The following is a 26,599-nucleotide window of genomic DNA, read 5'->3' on the forward strand; positions in this document are numbered from 1 at the left end:
CGTCACCGTCAGCGATGATGACTGCTGCGTGTTCCCCGCACCGTCCACCACCGTCACACTCAGCGTGTAGCTACCATCACTCCAGGCTGCTGACGGACTGAAGCTCCAGCCATCATCCCCCTTCGTGGCCGGATAGGTGTCGGTGGTTCCGTTATGCGCCACGCTGACGGTCACTCCGGTCACATCCGCGTCAATATGCTGCAGAGTGAACTTCGGCTGGGTGTGATTTGTCACGTTATCGCTGCCTGACGCGCCGGTGTCCTCGCCTGCCGCCAGCGCGATCTCCGGCACCTTCAGCGTAGTGTCGATCGTGACAGTAATCGGTAACGAGTTTTTCTGATTACCCGCCGCGTCATTCGCAGTTACCGATATCGTATAGGTGCCATCAGCTAAAGCGGTATCTGGCGTAAAGAACCAGACGCCATCCGCTCTTTTTTCAGCATTATATGCCATCCCGTTAATATCTATTTGAACGTTAACGATATCACTTTCTAAATTTCCGATAATAAAGGTAGGTTGTTTATCATGCGTAATATTGTCATCTTTAGATCCACTGTTCGAATCTACCGCTAACGAAATAGTGGGTATCTCTTTTATTAAATCGACTGAGACAACATCACTGGTGTTACCAATTCGATCTGTACTCGATATAGTAAATTTCCCTTCTGATGGATAGGGAATAGCCATACTCCAGTTCCCGTTATCAGGAACGGTTAATGTATATATATTACCCTCGCTATCAGTTATCGTTAATTTTGATTTTGCTTCGCCCGTCCCTTTCATAATGACGAGATCATCGACAATGTCCGAATATGTTATAGCAGGTGCTACCGGTGCAGCGCGATCGATGAATATTTCACGGATCTCTTCCTTCCTGTTTCCAGCGTTGTCCTCAATACTCAAAGTGATATCGTATTTTCCTTCCGGAAGCTGATCGGTCGATAATGCCCATTGGCCATTAGCCGCAACGACTGTCGTTGCCAATGTGACACCTGCCAGCACTAGTGATACTGTCGCGCCAGCCTCCCCCAGACCTCTCATAGTGATAAGGGTATTATTACTCCACCAGTCATTTTGCGACGATGATTTATTGTCATCAAGTTCACTGGTAAAGTCCTCAATCATCGTATCCACCCAGATAGAATAACTTTTCTCGTTTACATTACCGCCACGGTCTGTAGATTTTATTTTTATCTCCAGAAGACCTTGAGAGAGATAAACAGAGTTGACTGGCATCTGCCACTCTCCTGTCTGACTAACCCAAACCTGGCCTACGTTTAGCCCATTGATAGTTAAATCCATTAAACTATCAGGCTCCGCACTTCCGCGAAAAATTATATTATGAGTAGTATCTGTTATATATATTTTACCATCACTGCCGGTCATCTCCGCTAGTGTATGTCCATCAATGGCCTCTATCACCACTGGAGTTTTATTCGATGTATCTATTGAAAAATCTAGTGTTTTAGATGTTGCAGTGTTACCTGCCTTATCGGTAATGACATAATAAATACTATGAGAACCGTCACCCAATGGAGCCACAGGTTGATAAACCTGGTTTCTGTCTGTCACAGTGACCGTATCGACTAGCTTACCATCAATGTAAATTTGGACACTCTGGTTAAACTCACCGTTGATACTAAACTGAGGTCTGGTTTGACTTGTTACGCCGTCGTTAATATACATACCATTATCAGATCCTGCTGTCAGCGTAGGAGGTTCAATGTATGTACTGGTATCTATCGTAACAATTAAGCGAGGTGATTCCGCCCTGTTACCAGCGGTATCTTCCGCAACAACACGAATGGAGTATTCACCATCTTTCAGAGAATTATCAAATTGATATGACCATCTTCCATCATCTTGAACGAGGATATTTGCCACAATTTTTTCATCAACATAAAAATGGATTGTAGCACCCGCTTCCGCAGTACCAACAAAGGATGGCGTATTATGATTAGTAATCAGATCGTCAACCAAACCTGAGTTACTCGAATCTTCAAGGGTTATTGTTGGAAATTCGGTTGATGAATCGACATCGACACTGAAATTTTTACTCGCCTGGGTGTTGCCAGCAATGTCAGTAATGCTGAAATGAATCTTAAACGTACCATCATCTTGCAGCAATATCGGAGCACGCCAGGAACCATCAGCCTCAACCATGACCACATTGACCAGCTTATTATCGACAAAGATGCTTACCTGAGCGCCTGCCTCACCTTGCCCAGCGACTGACAATGCCCGACTATTTGATATAGTCGGTAATGAACCTTCATCAATAGTAAACACAGCAATTTCAGAATCGATCGTCACTGTCGCAACAGCAGATTCAGTTCGGTTGCCGGCTATATCGGTAGCAACAAATTGCACATGATAGTTACCATCGGCGCTATTCGCTGGCATGGTATAACTAACATTACCTGCAGAATTAGCTTCTACCGTAGCTTGCAATACATCATTAATATAAACCTGTACTGTTGCTCCAGGTTCGGTCATTGCGACTAGCTCTGGCGATTTATCGTTGGTAATGAGATCATATTTATCACCACTATTACTATCTCGGCTTAAAGAAATAGCACTGATTTTGATCTGAGTGTCATATTCTACTAAAAGTTCTGTTTGTTGACTATTGCCCGCTTTATCTACTGACTCAACAACAAAGATATTATTACCGTTACTCAGATCTAACTCTGCACTCCAATGCCCATCATTTCCTACTTCAAAAGTAGTAACCACGACTCCTCCCTGAGTTTTAATAGTTAAGGTACTTCCTGCCTCCGCAGTACCATCTATATTTACATGTGATTTATTGGTGATCCAGTCTCCCAGTTTACCCGAATCATCAACTTCTCGCAGTGTAACTGTCAACGGAGCAATTACCGTATCTAACGTTATTTCTTGAGGACCAAACTCTTTAACATTTCCTGCAATGTCTTCAACTTTGAACGTTAATACGTAATTACCATCATTCCCTAAAGTAGGTAATATAACGCCCCAATGCCCGCCTGTAGTAGTATAAGCAGCAGCCTTTTCAACCCCATTAACAAAAACCGTAATTTTACTGTTTGGTTCGCTTGTGCCACTAATCTCCGGCGTTACAGTATTAATATATTTGTCTTCATGTATCCCAGATATATGCCATTCAAGGTCAGCGACCTGAGTATCAATAACGAGGCTAACGGCTGCTGAGCGAATTTCTTCATTGACGCGTGGATTTAATATACCAACTTCCACAACGTACGTCCCGTCAGGCTGTTCCTGCATCTGGAAGGCATATCGACCTGCGGTATCCGATGTTGCCTCGCCAACTTTCTTACCGTCGATATAAATGCTGACAATAGTATTGGGTAATGTGCTCCCAATAAGAGTCGGCGTTTTATCGTTAGTAATAAAATCCCCCAATGCCCCGCTATCACTATCATCACTTAGCTTAATCGTAGGAGGGGTTACATCAATAACAGGTATTACGACTGGAAAGTCGACTTGTGACGATTCATTACCCGCTTTATCTTTGGCAACGATACTAATGACATAAGAACCTGGTGTTAATATTGATGGGGGAGTCCAACTCCATTCGCCATTCGAATTCGCATTGGCTGAGCCGATAACTTTGCCATCCCACTGGATCATAATAGTTGAAAATGCTTCTGCGATACCCTTGAACTCAGGTCGCAGGCTGGTAGCTTCATGCATATCATCAATTGATGAATCCGTAAGCTGAATTGTTGGATCGGGCGTTACCGTATCGATAGTAAATCTATCTTGCGCCTCCGCCGTATTTCCTGCAACGTCTGTTGAGACAACTTTAATTGTGTAGATACCATCTGCCAGGGCATCTGGCGTCATACTCCAGTTACCATCAACACCAACCGTGACCAGTTTTTTCAGCACCTCATGACCTGATGTATCATCGATAATGGTAATAACAAGCTTTGCATCCGGTTCCGCAGTACCGCCGAATTTAGGACTTTTTCTGTTAGTGAGATTATCACTATTAGAACTTCCCGTATCTGATGTGGGATCCATTCGAACACTAACACTTGTTGCCGTATCAATGGTAAATGGTAGTTTCGTCTCGGATATATTACCTGCAAGATCTCTGAAGACGACAACCGCTTCGTAGACACCATCTTTTAGCGCCACAGGAACCTGGAATGTCCCGGTGTTACTGCCATCCAGAGTAATAGGATAAGAGACACCGTTAATTTTTATCGTAACAGTGTCAATATCGGTAGGAATATCACTAATAATGAAACGTGGTTTAGTGACATTGGTAATATTATCTACAGCGCTTTCACCGGAGTCATCGGCATCCAACAAATCGACATCAGGCACAGGTACAGTCGTATCTATAGTGAACGATATCTCCTGGTTAATAGTATTGCCAGCAATATCTTCAGCAGTGACCTCTAGTTTATAATGTCCATCAAGTAATGGTATTTCGGGAGTGTATATCCACTTATTACCCATCCCTTTGTTGAGAGTCGTGACGTTCCCATTTAACGTCACCGTTACAACCTGTAGCGATTCTCTGGCTGAGATTTCAAAACGCGGCGATGTAATATTGGTTATACGGTCTGCCGCGTCATTCCCTGTATCATCCAGCATGGTAATGTTAAGGCCATCAACATGTGTATCCACCGTAAATGCAAGACTGGAATTAGCCGTATTTCCTGCCCGATCCGTTGCCTGCACATGGAGTACATAATGACCTTCTAATAGAGCGCTACCCGCCGTAAAGTCCCACTGTCCGGCTGCATTCTTACTTGCCGGGCTCCAGTTAACACCGTCGAAAGAAACCAATACTTTGGTCACATCATCAGGTGTTACAATATTAAACGATGGACGAGCAACATTAGTGATTCTATCGCTATCATTAACACCACTATCGGTTGTTAATGAAACCCTGTCAATTTGTACCTGGGTATCTATTTCAACCTGCAGTTCAGCTGATGTTTTTGTATTACCCGCAATATCTGTCACTGTAACAGTAAGCGTATGATGACCATCTGTCAGCGGCTTATCTGGTGTAAATGTTAATTTAGCGCCATTATTTTCGATGATATAATCCCGACCATCAAGATGAATAACGATATGTGACACATCATTATCCACATTGCCAATAATAAATGTCGGCTTATTAATATTAGTAATATTGTCATTACTGTCATCGCCAGTATCCTGCGTAGGGTCAAGCACAATATTTGGCTCACGCAGCGTGGTATCAACCGTAAAATTAAGCGTTTGTTGTGCAACGTTACCGGCAACATCGACAACTTCCACTAATAGTGAATGTTGACCATCAGGTAATGCAGTTCCTACATTAAATTCCCAGTGTCCTTCAACACTCTGCGCTAAATCAATCCAATTACCCGTATTATCGATTTTAACGCGTACCTGTACAGTATCATTGGCAGCCACAATTTCAAACTGCGGCTTGTTTACGTTGGTTATATTATCTGAAGAGCTATCACCGCTATCTGTTAATAGCGTTACGCTATTAATTTCGGCTCTCGTATCTACCATTATAGATAACGGTTGAGATGTCGCTATATTCCCTGCTTTATCCTCAATAGTAACGCTCACATTATAAGAACCATCAGGAATCGCATTATCCGGTCTGAACTCCCATGTCCCCCCCACTTTAGTAGCGTTATAAGTATTGGTACCAATAGTTACCATTACCTTAATAACATCGGCATCAACATTGCCAATAACAAAAGTGGGCCGTGAAATATTCGTAATATGGTCGGAAGTATTCGCTCCAGTATCCTGTCCGGCCCCCAAAGCAATTGTCGGAATCTGTAAGTGAGTATCGATATTAAAGACTAAATCTTTGCTCGCAACGTTACCTGCTGTATCTGTAGCCTCGATACGAAGCGTATGTTGCCCATCAGTCAGATTATTTGTGCTTGCAAAAATCCACTGTCCATCCGCATTTCGCCGTATCGGAATCCAGGTTGTGCCGCCATCAAGAGTAGCGCGCATCTGGGCAACATCCGCAGGAACCTCAACTCTGAATGATGGTTTAGCGTTATTCGTTAATTGATCACCGAGAACGCCAGTGTCATTAAGCAACACGATATTGTTGATAGTGGTCGTAGTATCAATACGGACATCTAATTGCGCAGATTCTTTTACATTCCCCGCCCGATCTTCTACAACAACAGCTAATTGATATAAGCCATCCGCCCAACTCACAGAAGGACTGAAACTCCATTTACCATTGTTAAATACCGCCGCTTCCTCATGAGAGCTACCGTTATGAGTAACCCTGACCATAACGTGCAAGGCATCAGAATCAATATGGCTCAAGTCAAATACCGGATGATCGTGGTTAGTAAGCTGATCGCCAACCACGCCGCTGTCTTCGCCATTAGCCAACGCAATTACCGGGGTACTCAACGTACTATCTATCGTTACCGTTAAAGGAGCGGATGTCGTTTTGTTACCCGCCGTATCAGTTACCGTCACGGTCAATTTATAACTACCATCGTTTAATGCCGCGTCAGGTCGATAACGCCATCCATCAGCCGATTCGGTTAAAATAATGTTTTTAAATGTACCGTTATGCTCAATCTGTAATTCAACTCTTTGGACATCATTATCGATATGACCCAAAACAAAAACCGGCTGAGTTAAACTGGTCAGATTATCATTCTTACTTTGCCCGGTATCCTGATCTGGCGCTAATTCAATGGTTGGCGTTGACAGCGTGGTGTCGATGGTGAAGCCCAGCGTCCGCGTCGCCGTATTGCCCGCAATATCGGTCGCCTCCACCGTCAGCACGTGCGCGCCTTCGGTCACATCGGACGACCAGGCATAACTCCAGACGCCTGCCGATGCCTTCGTCGCATCCATCCACGTCTTACCCCCGTCCAGGCTCACCCGCACCCTGTTCACATCCTCCGGCACCGTCACCCGGAACTCCGGTCGCACATCGTTGGTCAGGTTATCTGCCGGCTCGCCGCTGTCATTCACCAGCTCAATACGGTCAATCGCCGTCTGTGTGTCCACCTTCACGTCCAGAGGCGCTGAATGACGGATATTGCCCGCTTCATCCTCCACCGTCACCTTCAGCGTGTAGCTCCCGTCCGTCCATGCCGCCGCCGGCGTGAAGATCCATCCGCCCGCGCCCTGTAACACGTCAAACGTCTCGGTCCTTCCTCCGTGCTCCACGCTCACTGTCACTCTCACCACATCGGCATCGATATCCTGCAGCGTGAACGACGGCTGCGCGCGGCTGGTCAGACCGTCTCCCGGCACGCCCGTGTCATCCGCGCTGTTCAGCGTGATGACCGGCTCCGACAGCCTCGTGTCAATCCTGAAGTCCAGGGTCTTCGTCGCCGTGTTGCCCGCCGCATCGGTCACCTCCACCGTCAGCACGTGCTTACCCTCGCCCACGTCTGACGGCCAGCTGTAGTTCCATTCCCCTTTCGTTGCTCCCGCCGTCGCGTTCACCCAGTCGCCGCTGCCGTCCAGGCTCAGGCGTACCACGGTCACATCCTCCGGCACCGTCACCCGGAACTGCGGGCGCATCTCGTTGGTCAGGTTGTCATCCGGGACGCCGTTGTCATTGACCAGCTCAATACGATTAATTGACGTATGTGTGTCCACCTTCACGTCCAGCGGCGTGGAATAACGGATATTTCCCGCATTGTCCTCCACTTTCACCGTCAGCGTGTAGCTCCCGTCCGTCCACGCGCTGTCCGGCGTAAAGTGCCACCGGCCACCGGTCTGGGTCAGCTCCACCTCCCGGCTGCTGCCGTCATGCGCGATCTGTACCGTCACCCGGTTCGCATCAGGATCGATATTTTCGATGGTAAAGCCCGGCGACCTGACGCTGGTGACGTTATCTCCCCTGTTGCCGCTGTCATCCGCGCTGTCCAGCGTGATGACCGGCACCGACAGGGTGGTGTCAATGGTAAACTCCAGCGTCCGCGTCGCCGTGTTGCCCGCCGCATCCGTCGCCTCCACCGTCAGCGTGTGTTTACCCTCGCCCACGTCGCCCGGCCAGTTGTATTCCCAGACCCCGGCGGCATTCTTCGTCGCGTTCACCCAGTTCGTATCGCCGTCCAGACTCAGACGAACCGTATTCACATCCCCCGGTGTCGTCACCCGGAACTCCGGGCGCATGGCGTTGGTCAGGTTATCGCCGGAAATTCCGTGGTCGTTCACCAGCTCGATGCCATCAATGGCCGTCTGCGTGTCCACCGTTACCGTCAGCGGCGCAGACTGGCGAATGTTCCCCGCCTCGTCTTCCACTTTTACCGTCAGCGTGTACTGACCGTCCGCCCAGTCGCCCGCCGGGGTGAAACTCCAGCGTCCGTTCGCACCCTGCGTCGCCTTCAGCACCTCCCTGGTGCTGCCATACTGAACTTCCACCGTGACATGACGCGCATCGTTATCAATGTTGTCCAGTAAGAACGTCGGCCTGTTCACCCGGGTCAGTTCATCCCCCCTGACGCCGCTGTCATCCGCGCTGTCCAGCGCAATGAGCGGTACTGACAGCGTGGTGTCGACGGTGAAGCTCATCGTCTCTTTTACCGTGTTGCCCGCCACATCGGTGGCCTCCACCGTCAGCGTGTGCGCCCCTTCGGTCACATCCGTCAGCCAGCTGTAGTCCCAGACGCCGGCGGAAGTTCTCTTCGCATCCACCCACGTCTTGCCACCGTCGATGCTCAGGCGTACCGCGTTCACATCATCCGGCACCGTCACCCGGAAGTGCGGGCGCACCGCATTGGTCAGGTTGTCGTCCGGAATGCCGGTGTCGTTAACCAGCGCAATACTGTTAATGGCTGTCTGCGTGTCCACCGTCACCGTCAGCGGGGCGGAATGGCTGACGTTCCCGGCTTTATCTTCCACCGTCACCGTCAGCGTGTAGCCGCCGTCACCCCACGGCGCTGTCGGCGTAAAGCTCCATCCGCTTGCGCCCTTAATCGCGTCAAATGTGCTTGTCACCCCTCCATGTTCCACGCTCACCATCACGGAGACAGCATCTACATCAATATGTTGTAGAATAAACTTAGGTTGGGTACGGTGGGTCAGCTCATCACCCTGAGTGCCGGTATCATCCTTACTATCTAACTCAATAGTCGGTATCGATAAGGTGGTATCGATAGTAAATTCCAGCATCTGCGTGATGGTGTTGCCCGCCTTGTCGGTCGCCTCCACCTGCAGCGTATATTTCCCATCCTTCACGTCATCTGGCCAGGTATAATCCCAGGTCCCTGCCGCGCCCTGCATTGCCTTAACCCATGTCGCGCCACCGTCGATGCTCAGGCGTACCGAATTCACATCTTCCGGCACCGTTACACGGAACTGCGGGTGGATGTCATTGGTCATATTATCGCCAACGACGCCGCTGTCATTAACCAGTTCGATCTTATTGATCGTGATGTCGGTATCGACTGTGACCGACAGTGGCGCAGAGTAGCGAATATTACCCGCCTCATCTTCCACTTTCACTGTCAGTGTATAGCGACCATCACCCCAGACGTTGTCCGGCGTGAAATGCCAGCGGCCATCCGTGCCTCGGGTTGCCGTCAATACCTCCTTGATGCTGCCATGCTGGATTTCTACCGTGACGAAGCGCGCATCTGAGTCAATATTGCCCAGTAAAAATGTCGGTTTATTAACGTTGGTCAGATCATCGCCTTTGGTTCCGCTGTCATCCGCGTTGTCCAGCGTGATGGTCGGGACCAACAGGGTGGTGTCAACGGTAAAGTCCAGCGTCCGTGTCGCCGTGTTGCCCGCCACGTCGGTGACTTTCACCGTCAGCGTGTGTACGCCGTCAGTGATGTCTGTTGTCCAGTTGTAATCCCAGACACCTGCCGACGTTTTATTCGCATCCACCCACGTCTTGCCGCCGTCAATGCTCAGACGTACCGCGTTCACATCTTCCGGCACCTCTATCCGGAACTCCGGACGCAGAGCGTTGGTCAGGTTGTCATCCGGCACGCCGGTATCATTGACCAGTACAATGTTGTTAATCTCCGTCTGCGTGTCGATGGTCACTGCCAGTGGCGCTGAGTGGCGGATATTCCCCGCGTCGTCTTCCACCGTCACTGTCAGCGTGTAGCGGCCATCCGTCCACGCACTGTCCGGCGTGAACGTCCATCCTCCTCCGTTTTTGGTCAGCGCCACCTCTTCACTTTTGCCATCATGCGTAACCGTCACCACCACCCGGCTCGCATCCGTATCAATGCCGTTGATAGTAAAACCAGGCGTTTTTTCGTTGGTGATATTGTCGCCAGCCACACCACTGTCATTCGCGGTATCCAGCGTGATGGTCGGTACCGACAGGGTCGTGTCAACGGTAAAGTTCAGCGTCCGCGTCGCCGTGTTCCCTGCGATATCGGTCGCTTCCACCGTCAGCGTGTGTACACCCTCAGTGATGTCTGTTGTCCAGCTATAATCCCAGACACCTGCCGACGTTTTCTTCGCATCCACCCACGTCTTGCCGCCGTCAATACTCAGGCGTACCGCATTCACATCTTCCGGCACCGTCACCCGGAACTCCGGACGCAGAGCGTTGGTCAGATTGTCATCCGGCATACCGGTATCATTGACCAGTACAAGGTTGTTAATCTCCGTCTGCGTGTCGATGGTCACTGCCAGTGGCGCGGACTGGCTGACGTTCCCGGCTCTGTCCTCAACTTTCACCGTCAGCGTGTAATTGCCATCCACCCAGTTACTGGCCGGCGTAAAGTGCCACTGCCCCCCGATCTGGGTCAGTTCCACCTCCTGGTTCGTGCCATTATGCGTAACCTGTACTGCCACCCGGATCGCATCCGCATCAATGCCGTTGATAGTAAAACCAGGTGTTTTTTCGTTGGTGATATTGTCGCCAGCCACACCACTGTCATTCGCGGTATCCAGCGTGATGGTCGGTACTGACAGGGTGGCGTCAACAATAAATTCAAGTGTCTGCGTCGCCTTATTGCCAGCAGCGTCGATCGCTTCCACCATCAGGGTATATTTACCGTCACCCACATCCGTGGGCCAGTTGTAATTCCAGATCCCTTTTACTGCACTCTGAGTAGCGTTACCCCATGTCGTGCCGCCATCGATGCTCAGGCGTACAACGTTGACATCTTCCGGCACTGTCACCCGGAAATGCGGATGAACATTGTTAGTCATCTTGTCACCGACAATACCGCTGTCATTGACCAGCACAATACTGCTAATAACAGTCTGTGTATCCACCGTTACCGTCAGCGGCGAGGATTGGCTCATATTTCCTGCCTTATCCTCAACTTTTACCGTCAGGGTGTAGTTGCCATCCGTCCAGTCACTGTCTGGTGTAAAGTGCCACCGACCGCTAACCTGGGTCAGCGCCAACTCCTTACTCTTACCGTTGTGTGTAACCACCACCATTACCTGACTCGCATCCGCGTCGATGCCGTTAATCGTAAAACCAGGCGTTTTTTCGTTGGTGATATTGTCGCCAGCCACACCACTGTCATCCACAGCATCCAGCGTGATGGTCGGCGTCGATAGTGTGGTGTCGATGATAAATTCAAGCATCTGCGTCGCTTTGTTTCCCGCGATATCGGTAGCTTCCACCGTCAGCGTATGCTTTCCTTCGGTTACATCGTCTGGCCAGATGTATTCCCAGTCCCCAGAGGCACTCTGAGTTGCATTGCCCCAGGTTTTACCGTCATTCAGGCTCAGACGGACAACATTAACATCCCCCGGCACCGTCACACGAAAATGCGGGCGAACCTCATTAGTCAGATTATCGCCAATAAAACTGCTATCATTGACCAAAACGATGCTGTCAATAGTGACGTGTGTATCCACATTCACCGTCAGCGGCGCTGAGTGGCTAACGTTTCCGGCCTTATCTGTCACCGTCACACTCAACGTATAAGCGCCATCCGTCCAGTCACTGGCCGGTGTAAAACGCCATCCGCCAGCTCCGTTGGTCGCTGCAAATGTGGTTGTCGTCCCACCATGATTCACACTTACCATTACTGAAGCAGCATCCGGGTCGACATCTTTCAGGATAAATGTCGGCTGAGAGCGATTAGTCAGGTTATCACCCTGTACGCCAGTATCATCCGGGCCATCCAGTTCAATGGTTGGCGTTGACAGCGTGGTGTCGATGGTGAAATCCAGCGTCCGCGTCGCCGTATTGCCCGCAATATCGGTCGCCTCCACCGTCAGCACGTGCGCGCCTTCGGTCACATCGGACGACCAGGTATAACTCCAGACGCCTGCCGATGCCTTCGTCGCATCCATCCACGTCTTACCCCCGTCCAGGCTCACCCGCACCCTGTTCACATCCTCCGGCACCGTCACCCGGAACTCCGGTCGCACATCGTTGGTCAGGTTATCTGCCGGCTCACCGCTGTCATTCACCAGCTCAATACGGTCAATCGCCGTCTGTGTGTCCACCTTCACGTCCAGAGGCGCTGAATGACGGATATTGCCCGCTTCGTCCTCCACCGTCACCTTCAGCGTGTAGCTCCCGTCCGTCCATGCCGCCGCCGGCGTGAAGATCCATCCGCCCGCGCCCTGTAACACGTCAAACGTCTCGGTCCTTCCTCCGTGCTCCACGCTCACTGTCACTCTCACCACATCGGCATCGATATCCTGCAGCGTGAACGACGGCTGCGCGCGGCTGGTCAGACCGTCTCCCGGCACGCCCGTGTCATCCGCGCTGTTCAGCGTGATGACCGGCTCCGACAGCCTCGTGTCAATCCTGAAGTCCAGGGTCTTCGTCGCCGTGTTGCCCGCCGCATCGGTCACCTCCACCGTCAGCACGTGCTTACCCTCGCCCACGTCTGACGGCCAGCTGTAGTTCCATTCCCCTTTCGTTGCTCCCGCCGTCGCGTTCACCCAGTCGCCGCTGCCGTCCAGGCTCAGGCGTACCACGGTCACATCCTCCGGCACCGTCACCCGGAACTGCGGGCGCATCTCGTTGGTCAGGTTGTCATCCGGGACGCCGTTGTCATTGACCAGCTCAATATGATTAATTGACGTATGTGTGTCCACCTTCACGTCCAGCGGCGTGGAATAACGGATATTTCCCGCATTGTCCTCCACTTTCACCGTCAGCGTGTAGCTCCCGTCCGTCCACGCGCTGTCCGGCGTAAAGTGCCACCGGCCACCGGTCTGGGTCAGCTCCACCTCCCGGCTGCTGCCGTCATGCGCGATCTGTACCGTCACCCGGTTCGCATCAGGATCGATATTTTCGATGGTAAAGCCCGGCGACCTGACGCTGGTGACGTTATCTCCCCTGTTGCCGCTGTCATCCGCACTGTCCAGCGTGATGACCGGCACCGACAGGGTGGTGTCAATGGTAAACTCCAGCGTCCGCGTCGCCGTGTTGCCCGCCGCATCCGTCGCCTCCACCGTCAGCGTGTGTTTACCCTCGCCCACGTCGCCCGGCCAGTTGTATTCCCAGACCCCGGCGGCATTCTTCGTCGCGTTCACCCAGTTCGTATCGCCGTCCAGACTCAGACGAACCGTATTCACATCCCCCGGTGTCGTCACCCGGAACTCCGGGCGCAGGGCGTTGGTCAGGTTATCGCCGGAAATTCCGTGGTCGTTCACCAGCTCGATGCCATCAATGGCCGTCTGCGTGTCCACCGTTACCGTCAGCGGCGCAGACTGGCGAATGTTCCCCGCCTCGTCTTCCACTTTTACCGTCAGCGTGTACTGACCGTCCGCCCAGTCGCCCGCCGGGGTGAAACTCCAGCGTCCGTTCGCACCCTGCGTCGCCTTCAGCACCTCCCTGGTGCTGCCATGCTGAACTTCCACCGTGACATGACGCGCATCGTTATCAATGTTGTCCAGTAAGAACGTCGGCCTGTTCACCCGGGTCAGTTCATCCCCCCTGACGCCGCTGTCATCCGCGCTGTCCAGCGCAATGAGCGGTACTGACAGCGTGGTGTCGACGGTGAAGCCCATCGTCTCTTTTACCGTGTTGCCCGCCACATCGGTGGCCTCCACCGTCAGCGTGTGCACCCCTTCGGTCACATCCGTCAGCCAGCTGTAGTCCCAGACGCCGGCAGAGGTTCTCTTCGCATCCACCCACGTCTTGCCGCCGTCGATACTCAGGCGTACCGCGTTCACATCATCCGGCACCGTCACCCGGAAGTGCGGGCGCACCGCATTGGTCAGGTTGTCGTCCGGAATGCCGGTGTCGTTAACCAGCGCAATACTGTTAATGGCTGTCTGCGTGTCCACCGTCACCGTCAGCGGGGCGGAATGGCTGACGTTCCCGGCTTTATCTTCCACCGTCACCGTCAGCGTGTAGCTGCCGTCACCCCACGGCGCTGTCGGCGTAAAGCTCCACTGCCCCCCGCTTTTGGTCAGCGCTACCTCTTCACTCTTGCCATCATGCGTTACTTGCACCACCACCCGGCTCGCATCGACATCAATATTACCGAGGATAAAGCCTGGCTTTTTCGCGTTGGTGAGATTATCGCCAGTAATACCACTGTCATCCTTATGGTCCAGTGCAATGGTCGGCGTTGTCAGCGTGGTATCAATGGTAAATTCCAGCATCCGCGTGATGGTGTTGCCTGCCTTGTCGGTCGCCTCCACCTGCAGGGTGTATTTCCCATCCTTCACGTCATCTGGCCAGGTATAATCCCAGATCCCTGCCGCGCCCTGCGTTGCCTTAACCCATGTCGCGCCACCGTCGATGCTCAGGCGTACCGAATTCACATCTTCCGGCACCGTTACACGGAACTGCGGGTGGATGTCATTGGTCATATTATCGCCAACGACGCCGCTGTCATTAATCAGCTCAACCTTACCAATTGAGATATGTGTATCCACTGTTACCGTCAGAGGGGTGGACTGACTTACGTTCCCGGCTTTATCCGTCACCGTCACACTCAGAGTGTAACTGCCGTCCGTCCAGTCGCGATCCGGCGTAAAACGCCACCCCCCAGCTTCCTGACTCGCATCAAATACACTTGTCGTACCATCATGCGTCACGCTTACCACAACGCTAGCGACGTCGGCATCAATATGTTGCAGGATAAAATTCGGCTGGGGACGGTTGGTCAGGTTATCACCCCGTTCACCGGTATCATCCGCGTTGTCCAGCGTGATGGTCGGGACCAACAGGGTGGTGTCAACGGTAAAGTCCAGCGTCCGCGTCGCCGTGTTCCCTGCGATATCGGTCGCTTCCACCGTCAGCGTGTATGTCCCTTCCGGCACATCAGTCAACCAACTGTAGTCCCAGACACCTGCCGCGCTCTTCGACGCATGCATCCACGTCTTGCCGCCGTCAATGCTCAGGCGTACCGCGTTCACATCTTCCGGCACCTCCACCCGGAAGTGCGGGCGCATTTCATTAGTCAGATTGTCGCCAGCAACACCGGAGTCATTCACCAGTTCAATACTATTAATGCCGGTCCGTGTGTCCACGGTTACCGCCAGTGGCGCTGAGTGGCGGATATTCCCCGCGTCGTCTTCCACCGTCACCGTCAGCGTGTAGCGGCCATCCGTCCACGCACTGTCCGGCGTGAACGTCCATCCTCCTCCGTTTTTGGTCAGCGCCACCTCTTCACTTTTGCCATCATGCGTAACCGTCACCACCACCCGGCTCGCATCCGTATCAATGCCGTTGATAGTAAAACCAGGCGTTTTTTCGTTGGTGATATTGTCGCCAGCCACACCACTGTCATTCGCGGTATCCAGCGTGATGGTCGGTACCGACAGGGTGGTGTCAACGGTAAAGTCCAGCGTCCGCGTCGCCGTGTTCCCTGCGATATCGGTCGCTTCCACCGTCAGCGTGTGTACGCCCTCAGTGATGTCTGTTGTCCAGCTATAATCCCAGACACCTGCCGACGTTTTCTTCGCATCCACCCACGTCTTGCCGCCGTCAATACTCAGGCGTACCGCATTCACATCTTCCGGCACCGTCACCCGGAACTCCGGACGCAGAGCGTTGGTCAGATTGTCATCCGGCATACCGGTATCATTGACCAGTACAATGTTGTTAATCTCCGTCTGCGTGTCGATGGTCACTGCCAGTGGCGCGGACTGGCTGACGTTCCCGGCTCTGTCCTCAACTTTCACCGTCAGCGTGTAATTGCCATCCACCCAGTTACTGGCCGGCGTAAAGTGCCACTGCCCCCCGATCTGGGTCAGTTCCACCTCCTGGTTCGTGCCATTATGCGTAACCTGTACTGCCACCCGGATCGCATCCGCATCAATGCCGTTGATAGTAAAACCAGGTGTTTTTTCGTTGGTGATATTGTCGCCAGCCACACCACTGTCATTCGCGGTATCCAGCGTGATGGTCGGTACCGACAGGGTGGTGTCAATGGTAAAACCGAGCGCCTGTGTCGCCTTGTTCCCAGCTATGTCGATAGCTTCCACGACAAGGGTATGTTTCCCCTCAGGTACCGCGTCCGGCCAGGTGTAATCCCAGATACCGGTAGAAGACGGTGTGGCGTTAATCCATGTCGTGCCGCCATCGATGCTCAGGCGTACAACGTTGACATCTTCCGGCACCGTCACACGGAAATGAGGATGTACCTCATTGGTTATATTATCGCTGGTGATACCGCTGTCATTGACCAGCACAATGCCGTCAATCGTGACCTGTGTATCCACTTTCACCGACAACGGTGCTGACTGGCGAGTATTCCCCGCCTCGTCGGTCACTTTTACCGTCAGGGTGTAATTGCCATCAGCCCACGCGCTGGTTGGTGTGAATACCCAGTTGCCGCTGGTCTGGGTCAGCTCCACCTCTTCACTCTTGCCATTGTGCGTGACCTGTACCACCACCCGGCTCGCATCGGCATCAATATTGCCGAGGGTAAAACCAGGCGTTTTTTCGTTGGTGATATTATCGCCAGCCACACCGCTGTCATTCGCGGTATCCAGCGTGATGGTTGGTACTGACAGTGTGGTGTCAACAGTAAAATCCAGCGTCCGTGTCGCCGTGTTTCCTGCAATATCGGTGGCTTCTACGATCAGCGTGTGTTTACCTTCGGGAACTTTCCCCAGCCATGTATAATCCCAACTCCCTTTTATTAAGCCTGGTGTGGCGTTAACCCACGTTTTACCGCCGTCGATACTCAGGCGTACCCTATCCACATCATCTGGTACCGTCACACGGAACTGCGGATGAATGTCGTTAGTCAGATTGTCGCCGACCATACCGGTGTCATTAATCAATTCGATATTGTCGATCGCAATTTGCGTATCCACTTTCACTGTTAACGGTGTGGACTGACGGATATTTCCCGCCTCATCTTCCACCGTCACTTGTAGCGTATAGCTGCCATCTGCCCAGTCGTGGTCTGGCGTAAATACCCAATTACCACCACTCTGCGTCAGCGCCACTACCTCGTTCTTGCCATTATGCGTGATTTGTAGCGCCACCCGAATCACATCGCCGTCAATATTGCTGAGGGTAAAGCCCGGCGTTTTGCTGTTAGTAATATTATCCCCGGTAACACCACTATCATCGGCGCTATCCAGAGCGATGGTCGGCACAGTCAACAAAGTGTCGATAGTAAAGTCGAGTGTCTGCGTTAACTTATTACCAGCAATATCGGTCGCTTCTACCGTCAGGATATGTGACCCTTCAGTTACATTCGTCGGCCAACTGTAATCCCAAATGCCTGCCGTATTTTTCGTCGCACTCCCCCATGTCTTGCCCCCGTCAATACTCAGACGTACCATATTTACGTCATTTGGCACTTCAACACGGAAGTGTGGACGCATATCGTTAGTTATATTGTCGTCAGCAATACCAGTGTCATTGATCAGTTCGATGCTATTAATCGCGATTTGCGTATCCACTTTCACTGTTAATGGTGTGGACTGGCGAATATTTCCCGCCTCATCTTCCACCGTCACTTGCAGTGTATAGCTGCCATCATCCCACGTGCTGGCAGGTGTAAATACCCAGTTACCGCCATCTTGAGTCAGTACAATCTGTTCATTCACGCCATTATGTGTCACCTGTACAACTACCCGGTGTGCATCAGAATCAATACCACTAATAATAAAGTCAGGCTTATTAATATTGGTAATATTATCATCCGCCACGCCAGTATCATCTTTTGCAATCAAAGAAATAACCGGAATGGAAAGTGTCGTATCTATAGTAAAATCAAATGTAGGACCAGTAACTTTATTGCCAGCGATATCTTCAGCTTTAACATATACCTGATGCAGGCCATCAATCAGATCTGAAGTAAAAGTATATGTCCATGTTCCATTAGATTGTTGGGTAGCAATACCTATCTGTGTATTAGAGATAGCATCCCATACCTGAACATTTCTAACATCTGAATCAATATTTCTAAGAATAAGAGTTGGTTTAGGTATATTCGTTAAATTATCATCTAAAATTCCGGACTCAGAATCAGGGCTTAGTGAAACTACCGGTATAGATATGGTAGTATCCACACTAAATAAAAAGGCGTCAGAATGTGCAATATTTCCAGCAATATCCTCTACTGTGGCGGTTATTTTATGATCACCATCAGCCAGACTTTGATCTGGTTTCAGAGTATAATCCCATACACCGTCTTTATTCGTCCTGACTTCAGCCACCAAAGCATTATCTATATATAATTTTACGATTGAATAAGGTGCAGCAGTCCCTGTCAGGGCAGGTCGTTTTTCATTAATGATATGATCTGTATTATCCAACCCTGTGTCATCGACTAACTCAATGGTTGGCTTTTGTGTATGCGTAAGGATTTGGAAGTTATAAATTGATGATGATGCTTTATTGCCAGCAATATCTTCCGCTTTTACCATCACTTCATGCATGCCATCAGGCAATATATTTGAAAATTGGAAGTTCCATACACCATCATCGCCAGCAATGGCCTCACCGCTTAAGATACCATCAACATAGATTGAGACTTTAGCATTAGGCTCTGCACTTCCGGTAAATAAAGGCGTATTAACTCTTGTAATCAGGTCTCCTTTAACCCCAGAGTCAGCACTATCATGCAACATAACAGCAGGGATTGGTGTAAAACTATCAATGGTAAGTTGATAATCAGCCGATGCAGTATTACCTAATGGGTCTACTGCCTCAACCGTCACTGTATAAACATCGTCAGACAAATTACGGGAAATATCAAAAGTCCAGTTCCCGTGTTCATCTGCTGTTGTCACTCCAATAGCTTTGCCATCAATAATAATATTTACGGTAGCAAATTTACCAGCAGTCCCGAGTAAAGTCAGAGCGTTATGCTTATTGGTAATCCAGTCCCCTTTCTCGCCAGAGTCATCAACCGCGTCAAGTTCGGCTTTTGGGATTACAACTTCAGTCTGGATAGTAAAAGAGTATTTAATTGCCGAGGATTTATTACCAGCTATGTCCTGAGAAACAATCTCAATGTCATATACCCCTTGCGGGAGTTTTTCATTAAATTGATAAATCCATGAGCCATTTGAGTCGACGTCAATGCTGGCATAAAATTTACCTTCTCGCAGAATTGATATTGTAGATTTAGGCTCTGCCGTACCGACCAATGCAGGTGTATCATCCCCTGATAAAATAATGCCGTTTGGTAATGTTACAAAATCATCCAGGGAAACTGTCGGGGCTGTCGGCGCTACTGTATCAATAACATAACTAAAATAAAAATCTTTCTGGTTACCCGCCACATCCTCAACAGTGAAAACCAGGTTGTTAACCCCTTCAGCGGAATCCGAAGTAAAAGCAAATTGCCACTCACCTTCAGCATTGGCTTTAAGAACAACTAATTCACCAGTTTCAGAGTTTTTAACATTTATCGTGGTATTTGGTTCACTTTTCCCGATAAAAGTAGGGCGGCTATTATTAGTGACATTATCGCCAACGATACCACTATCATCGGCAGGATCAAGCTCTGCACTAAAATAACTGATACGAGTATCAATGGTAAATGTAAGATCTGATGTTTCAGAGGTATGTCCGGCGATATCTGTAGCTGTCGCTGTTAAATGGTATTCGCCATCTTTCAGGGGCTCAGTAAGCGTATAACTCCACGAACCATCTTTAGCAGCAACAACATCCCCCAGGTGCTTAATTCCAATATAGATGGAAACCGTTGCCCCAGGCTCAGCCACACCTATAAATGTAGGTAATGTACTGTTAGTTATATTGTCATCTTTAACACCAGAATCACTATTAATATCCAGCTCAATTGTCGGCTTTTCCGGAGGAATGGTATCTATTGTAATTACATTTGAAATTTCACTTTGGTTGCCAGCCTTATCTACTGCAACAACCTTAATATTATTATCTCCTTCAATTAATTCTTTACCTTTAAATCCATAACTCCACTTACCATTTTTATCAACATCTACGCTAGTAATAAGTTTATCGTTAACGTAAATATTAACCTTTGCATTTTCTTCTGCGGTACCAATAATTGATGGTGTCAACGTAGCGGTTAAGCCTTGATGACCAGGAATACTGCTTTCTGGCGAAAGTTCAAAACTTGGTTTATCAATAACGGAGTCTATAGTAATGGCAAGCTTAGTGCTACCCATTGCGTTACTAGTTGTGGCTTCCGCTTCCAGATTGTATGTTCCATCGGCCAATTTCTCAGGAGCAGTAAAGGTAAAATTACCTAACTTATCGGCAACAACCTGACCGACAGAAATTCCGTTTATTTTAATAACCACTGTTGCATTTGGTGATGTGCTACCAATAAACTGTGGTTTAGTAAAATTAGTTATACTATCATCTTTGCTTCCACTATTGCTTTCTGCTGCAAGCTTAAAGGATATTTTTAGTTTCTCTTTAACAGGTTCAGCTTCAAATTGATTATCATAATTCTTACTACTATTACTTCTTCCACTGCCTGTATTTTTATTAAGAGGTTGAGGTGTTATTTTTTCGGCTTCATCCTGCTTAATATTTTGAGCTGCTTTGCTTAAAGTGTTTTGCTGTATGGCATTATCTTGTTGAGCCAAATTGTCTTTTGCTACATTATCTGACAAAAAATTCTGCAGCATTTCTTCTATTTGTTTTGAAGAATTTTGGATTTCGAAAGCTTCACTGATCGCTTTTTCTGCTGCTTCTTTAGCCTTTTCTGCTTCTTCCTTTGCTTTATCGGCCTCTTTTTTTGCGCCTTCAGCATCATCTAATTGCTTTTGTAGTTCTTCATCTTTCCTGGCATTTCTATTTTTACCGTTACCTTTCTTCTCCACCAGACCTGCATCAACTAAAGAACTATCAATTCGCTCAAGCTGAATATCTTTTAAATCCACACTCCCGATAACTTTGGAACCAGGGATACTCTTATCTTTAAACTTAATGATAAGATTGTTGCCTTTAATGCTTGAGTAAAGAGCTCCGTTGACAATGATGACTGAACCATGCGACGTGGTAATATTCATGTCCGGCCCAGCCAAAGAAACCTTAGCTCCTTTGGCATCTCCCAAAGAGGAAAGGTCAATCACAGAATTCTGATCAGCAAAAACTTTTTTTATATTCATGTTTTTCATAAACGTATCTTTATCTCTAAGAAAGATTTAATCTTTTAGTATTAACAGGTTCTGAAAAAGCTTTATCCACGCCTTTCATCAGTGGAGACAGGAGGTACTCCATAATGCTATGCTTTCCGGTAATTATACTGGCATCAACTGTCATGCCTGGTTTTAACCACCGCAAATCATCTTCATTTACGTCGAATGAAATAATTACCTTATAATATCGTTGAATAGTTCCTCCGGTGTTTTCTTCATAGGAGTCAGGGCTAATATTATCGATTGTCGCACTATATGACTTCATTTTTGGCTGGATAATTGATTGAACATCCAGTTTGACAGCTTCGTCTAAATATATTTGATCTCTGTACTTAGGTGGTATTTTTACGTCAGCCAACATAGTCTTCACCTTCGGTTTAATTTCAAAGAGTAAGTCAGCTGCCTGGATAACACCACCATGTGTAGTGGCACTTTTATTTATTTTATAAATAACCCCATCAACAGGTGAGTAAATATCCTCTTCATCTAATTGTTTTTCTATTACGTTTAGGGTTGAGTTAACGACTTCAAGCTCTTGCTGATTTTTAGATATGAGCTTAGATAATGAAAGCCTTAATTCATTATTCAGTGCCTTAATGTCATTACCAACCAACTCAATATCATCTTTTTTTAAAGTTATACTGCTCTCAATATCATTAATTTCAGATTTAACTTTAATATACACCTGTTTCTTATTTAGAAAATTAGTATACGGACTAATACCTTTTTTCACCAAAGGAGAGAGAATATTTATTTCTTCTGCGAGCAAAGCTAATTCTTTTTCTTTGGAATTTAATTTCTCCTGTAATCCATCAATCTCCGAATCAAGAGAATTTTTTTTTAATTCTTTAGTTCTTATCTGGCTATGAACCAGTTCAATATTAGCTTTTACCTCTTTGTTACTTAAAGAACTCACACCATCAAGTGAAATTAATCCATCTTCATTTCGTTTATCAAGAATGAATGATATTTCGTTTACATCTTTATCCAGATACCCCTTTTGAGTTTTATAACGTTGATATTCCTTTTGTAAATCAAGGTTAACTATCTTTGCAAGTAGCTCTCCTTTTTTTACAGTGTCTCCCTCTGTTACATAAATATCTTGTATCGTTCCACCTTTAGACAAAGATATTAGTTGAGCATTATCTTTGGTTGTAATAACACCCTGACCATGCACTACAGAATTTATCTTTACAAAATAGGTAAGAATGACAATCATAATTGTTAGCGTTATGATTATCATCATAAGACGATCACTCTGCTTCCTGTTCATTTTGTTATATTCAACTCACTAGCTGAATTTCCTTTCAGGTAATCAATTAAATGAAAAACTAAAGATAGTTGCTGTAGTTTCAGCATATATAAACTATATTTACTATCTACCATGCTTACATATGCCTGAAATGCTTCATTACGGCTAGAAATTAAATCAAGCAAACTTTTTTGTCCTAGCTGAAATTCTTGCTCATATAACCCAGTAAGTTGCAAAGCATTTTTATGAGAACGTTCAGCTACTAAATATGTTTCTTTTGCTGCACTGTACTTTGAAAGTTGGGAATCGATGTTATAACGCGTTTTCAGCAAAAAATCGTCAATTTGTAATTTTGCCTGAGAATAACTGGCTACCATTTTACTTTCTTGTGCTGAGTTTCTGAAGCCATTAAAAATATTTAAACTAACATTAACCCCTGTCTTAAATTCATTTTCGTAATCGCTTTTTTTGGCGCTGCCACTTGGATTATTCTGTACATAGCTAGACACTAAATCGACAGTTGGGAAATAGGAAGAGTTAGCAGCATTAATATCTTCTGAGGCCGCCTTGCGCGCGCTGACAAGCATTTTATAGTCATCATTGTACTTCATAACCATATTCATAAGCTTTTCAGGGCTATCCACAAAAATATATTTTTTAAATAAATCGAAATGTTCATCACTTTGGATTTGATCTGGCGATAACTGCATGCCAGTCATATTTTTCATCTTATACATTTCATCATCCAGCATTGATTGATACATAATACTTCTGGTATTCAATGCATCGATCGAAACCTGTACTTTTCTCAAGTCAGATTGCATAGCAACACCAGATGATACCAATAGCGAAAAGGTACCCAACATGTTTTTATAAAATTCTTTCTCTTTATTTATACCATCAATCATTTCACGATATTTACTGATATTATAATAAGTTGTTATAACCTCTTGAGCTACTGTGTTTTTTGTTTTTTCATAATCAATATCACTACTGTTTTTTTCATATTCAGATTTTCTGATATTTGCTCCTCTTACACCAAAATCAGTAATCCGATACGATAGTGAAATTTTATTTTCAATATTTCGTTCATCACCGGAAGACTCTTTTCTGTTATTATTAATACCAGACGATAGATCCAATGTAGGATAAAGCGAAGCCCTCGTAGCTTCTAAATCACTTTTTTTCTTTTCAGTTTCGTAATAGGAAATAGCAACAGATGGCTGATGTTTTAATGCAGCATCCACCAACTTACTTAATGGCAGTATTGCAAATTCACTAGCATGAGCACCTTGCATAATAAAAGCTGCCGTTAATAAAAAATGTTTAATCTTCATTTTTTACCTCATCATGTAATAAGCTCTGCTTTAATAATTTCTGATGCATCAACGTTATTTTTTCCATTAATGGGATATATGTTTCACGATAACTAACTATTTCAGCACCTATCATTTTTGTTCTATCAATAATTTTTTCATCTGCAGCAGATAAGTTGGATAACGCTGAATGAATATTATTACTATCCTCATCTATGGCAGCTTTCATCTCTGTGACAAGGTGAGTAACCTTTACGTTTTCGATAGCAATACTATCTATGGTTTTTCTTTGGGAAACAGATTCCTGATGACATCTATCAAGTGATGCAATTACTGTATCGTTCTTTTTATCTATAGAGTCTTGTGTATGGTTTAATTGAGCTAACATCACGTTATTTTCAGAAATTAAGGCATTACCTTTCGATAAATGTTCTGCCACATTATCCATGTTGTCAGAAATTTGGATGTAATGCTTATTACTAATATTTATATAATTATCAACCTGTTTAGAAAGCTGTTCTAATATCACAGTATTATCAGATAATTTATTCTGTAAGCTGGATAGGCCATCAGAAAAAACCGTCAGTTTTTTTTCTTCTGCTTGGGTGCGTGAAAGTTCAATGGATTTATAGTTGTCGAAAAACTCTCTAAATAGTTCCTTAAATTCGAAAAGTGTCTCTGATTCTATCCGTAAGCTTCGTTGTCGATTACTACTTGCCCGACTTCTTTTTACTTTTAATCTCTTAATTTCAGCAGAAATAAGAGCATAAGAACTACGAACAAAAACACTTTGGGATGTTAGAAGAATAGCACACACAACCCCATAGATAGATGAAACAAAAGCAGTATTCATTCCTTTCAATGGTTCAGAAAGCGATGCCACCATCGTAACAATCATATGTAAAGTATTACTGGAACTTTCTCCACCAACTCCTGATGGGGTGCTCAATAGATTGCCTATTGATCCAATAGTAATAGACAAGCCTGCAAATGTTCCTAATAAACCAATTAGAGTAGAGACATTACTACAACTCATAATAAATGATAATCGTTGATTACGAGCTGTCGACACACTATCATCTAACTCTATTAATAAATTGGAATCACACTTCATGAAATCATCAGCAAAAATGACCTGATTAAGACTGGAAAGTGTAGAGCTTTTTTTATTGGCATTATTGGTAGTTAAAATTTCTCTTGCATCGCAATTTTTAAATACGGTAAATAATGTGCATACAGATCCCATAATATAGATAGCGATAATAACACTGTTATAGATCGCAGATACCATGAAATTATCAAAAACGTAACCCCTAATCCCATCAAAAGACAAAGCAATAAAAGGAATTATTGCGATAAGGAAACAGGTAAAGAAATAGCGATACTTATTTATAGATTTCACTCTGACACCTTTTTATCGACAGTTGTAATAATGGCTTTGCCACCTACTCCTGAAGTTCCTGAATTAACACTCATATCAATATCTACCTCAGGGCAGATTATCTTAATTTCTTTCATTAAAATAATCCCTCGTTCGTAGCCCAAACGCAAAGAGTCCGAATAAGAAATATCCGACTGAGGAACAATCATTTCTATTAATAATTTATTATTTCCATGCTCTTTTAACCAAGCGGTTAATTTTTTTATATCCTCCTCTGAAAAGCTTCTTAACCTACCGTAATAGGTAATAATAAATTCCTTTTCTGTCGCGGTCATATCAACCCGTTGCCCATTAGCGATATCATAGATACCCTTTTCTTTCCCCGTTTTTTCAGTAGTGCCACTAAAGTTCCTTTCATCAATGGCTTTCGTTTTATCTATTTCATCTACTTTAGTAGATTCGTTTATAACTTCTTTTTCATCCTTAATTTCTTTAGCATTAGGATTGATATTTTCTGCATTACTTGTTTTATATACCTTAATTGAGTTATCGTACATAATAAGCATGTTGTTAAGTGCAAATACCAACATGAGAAATATGAATATACATAGCACTGTTGAAAATGTATCAACAAAACTAGGCCACGGATTACCTTCGTCTTCCATGTCAACTCCTGATATTACACAGCGGGTAAAAAGATATTTTAGGATATAGAGAAATAAAAGAGATTGAGACTTTGGGGGGATGGAACGCTACCGCCCTTGGCTTTCAGCTACCAATGTACTTTTAGACGTTATGATTTTCTGGCATTATTTGTCTTTATAAATATGGACATGATAATACCGTGTATGTATCAAAATTAAGGTGCGTTATTTTTTAACTAAATAACTTCACTTTTTCTTTGCTTATGCTGTTTTAGTTAAATAGTTTTCATCGAAAATTACCCTACCCACTCGACAAAAAATAGCTATTCCAGAATATAGATTTAAATTCTGTAAATAATATTATTAGCTAAATATTTAATATGGGAACGGTTTGCAAATCGCACCCCCATCAATATAAATCATATCGTATAGAAATAGGATCTCCTTATGTAAAATTAATGTTTCATTATTAAAGCATAAGAAAATAGGGACTTCAATATACGTAAAATTGCCAGTGCAAATCAGACCAGTGAGAGTAATA

5 protein-coding genes are annotated in these 26,599 nt (G+C 46.5%); all 5 read right to left on the minus strand.

The window, feature by feature from the left end:
• The coding region (locus F4V72_RS24185) for an Ig-like domain-containing protein (RefSeq protein WP_349251680.1) at positions 1-21,444 on the minus strand (21,444 nt) is incomplete at its 3' end.
• 16 nt (positions 21,445-21,460) lie between these two features.
• The gene (locus tag F4V72_RS22320) at positions 21,461-22,738 is read right to left on the minus strand and encodes an HlyD family type I secretion periplasmic adaptor subunit (RefSeq protein ID WP_024149523.1); all 1,278 of its coding nucleotides are present in this window, start codon (positions 22,736-22,738) and stop codon (positions 21,461-21,463) included.
• Positions 22,735-24,054 (minus strand): TolC family protein, encoded by a 1,320-nt coding sequence (locus tag F4V72_RS22325; protein ID WP_023246300.1) that lies wholly within the window; start codon positions 24,052-24,054, stop codon positions 22,735-22,737. Before F4V72_RS22325 ends, F4V72_RS22320 begins: the two co-directional genes overlap by 4 nt.
• Positions 24,044-25,435, minus strand: a complete 1,392-nt coding sequence (locus tag F4V72_RS22330; RefSeq protein WP_023246299.1) for a MotA/TolQ/ExbB proton channel family protein — start codon at positions 25,433-25,435, stop codon at positions 24,044-24,046. The genes F4V72_RS22325 and F4V72_RS22330 overlap by 11 nt, the downstream gene beginning before the upstream one ends.
• Positions 25,432-26,079, minus strand: a complete 648-nt coding sequence (locus tag F4V72_RS22335) for a hypothetical protein (protein WP_023246298.1) — start codon at positions 26,077-26,079, stop codon at positions 25,432-25,434. The genes F4V72_RS22330 and F4V72_RS22335 overlap by 4 nt, the downstream gene beginning before the upstream one ends.
• Positions 26,080-26,599 lie beyond the last annotated feature (520 nt).

Origin of the sequence: Salmonella enterica subsp. diarizonae (assembly GCF_008692785.1) — a bacterium.
GTDB lineage: Bacteria > Pseudomonadota > Gammaproteobacteria > Enterobacterales > Enterobacteriaceae > Salmonella > Salmonella diarizonae.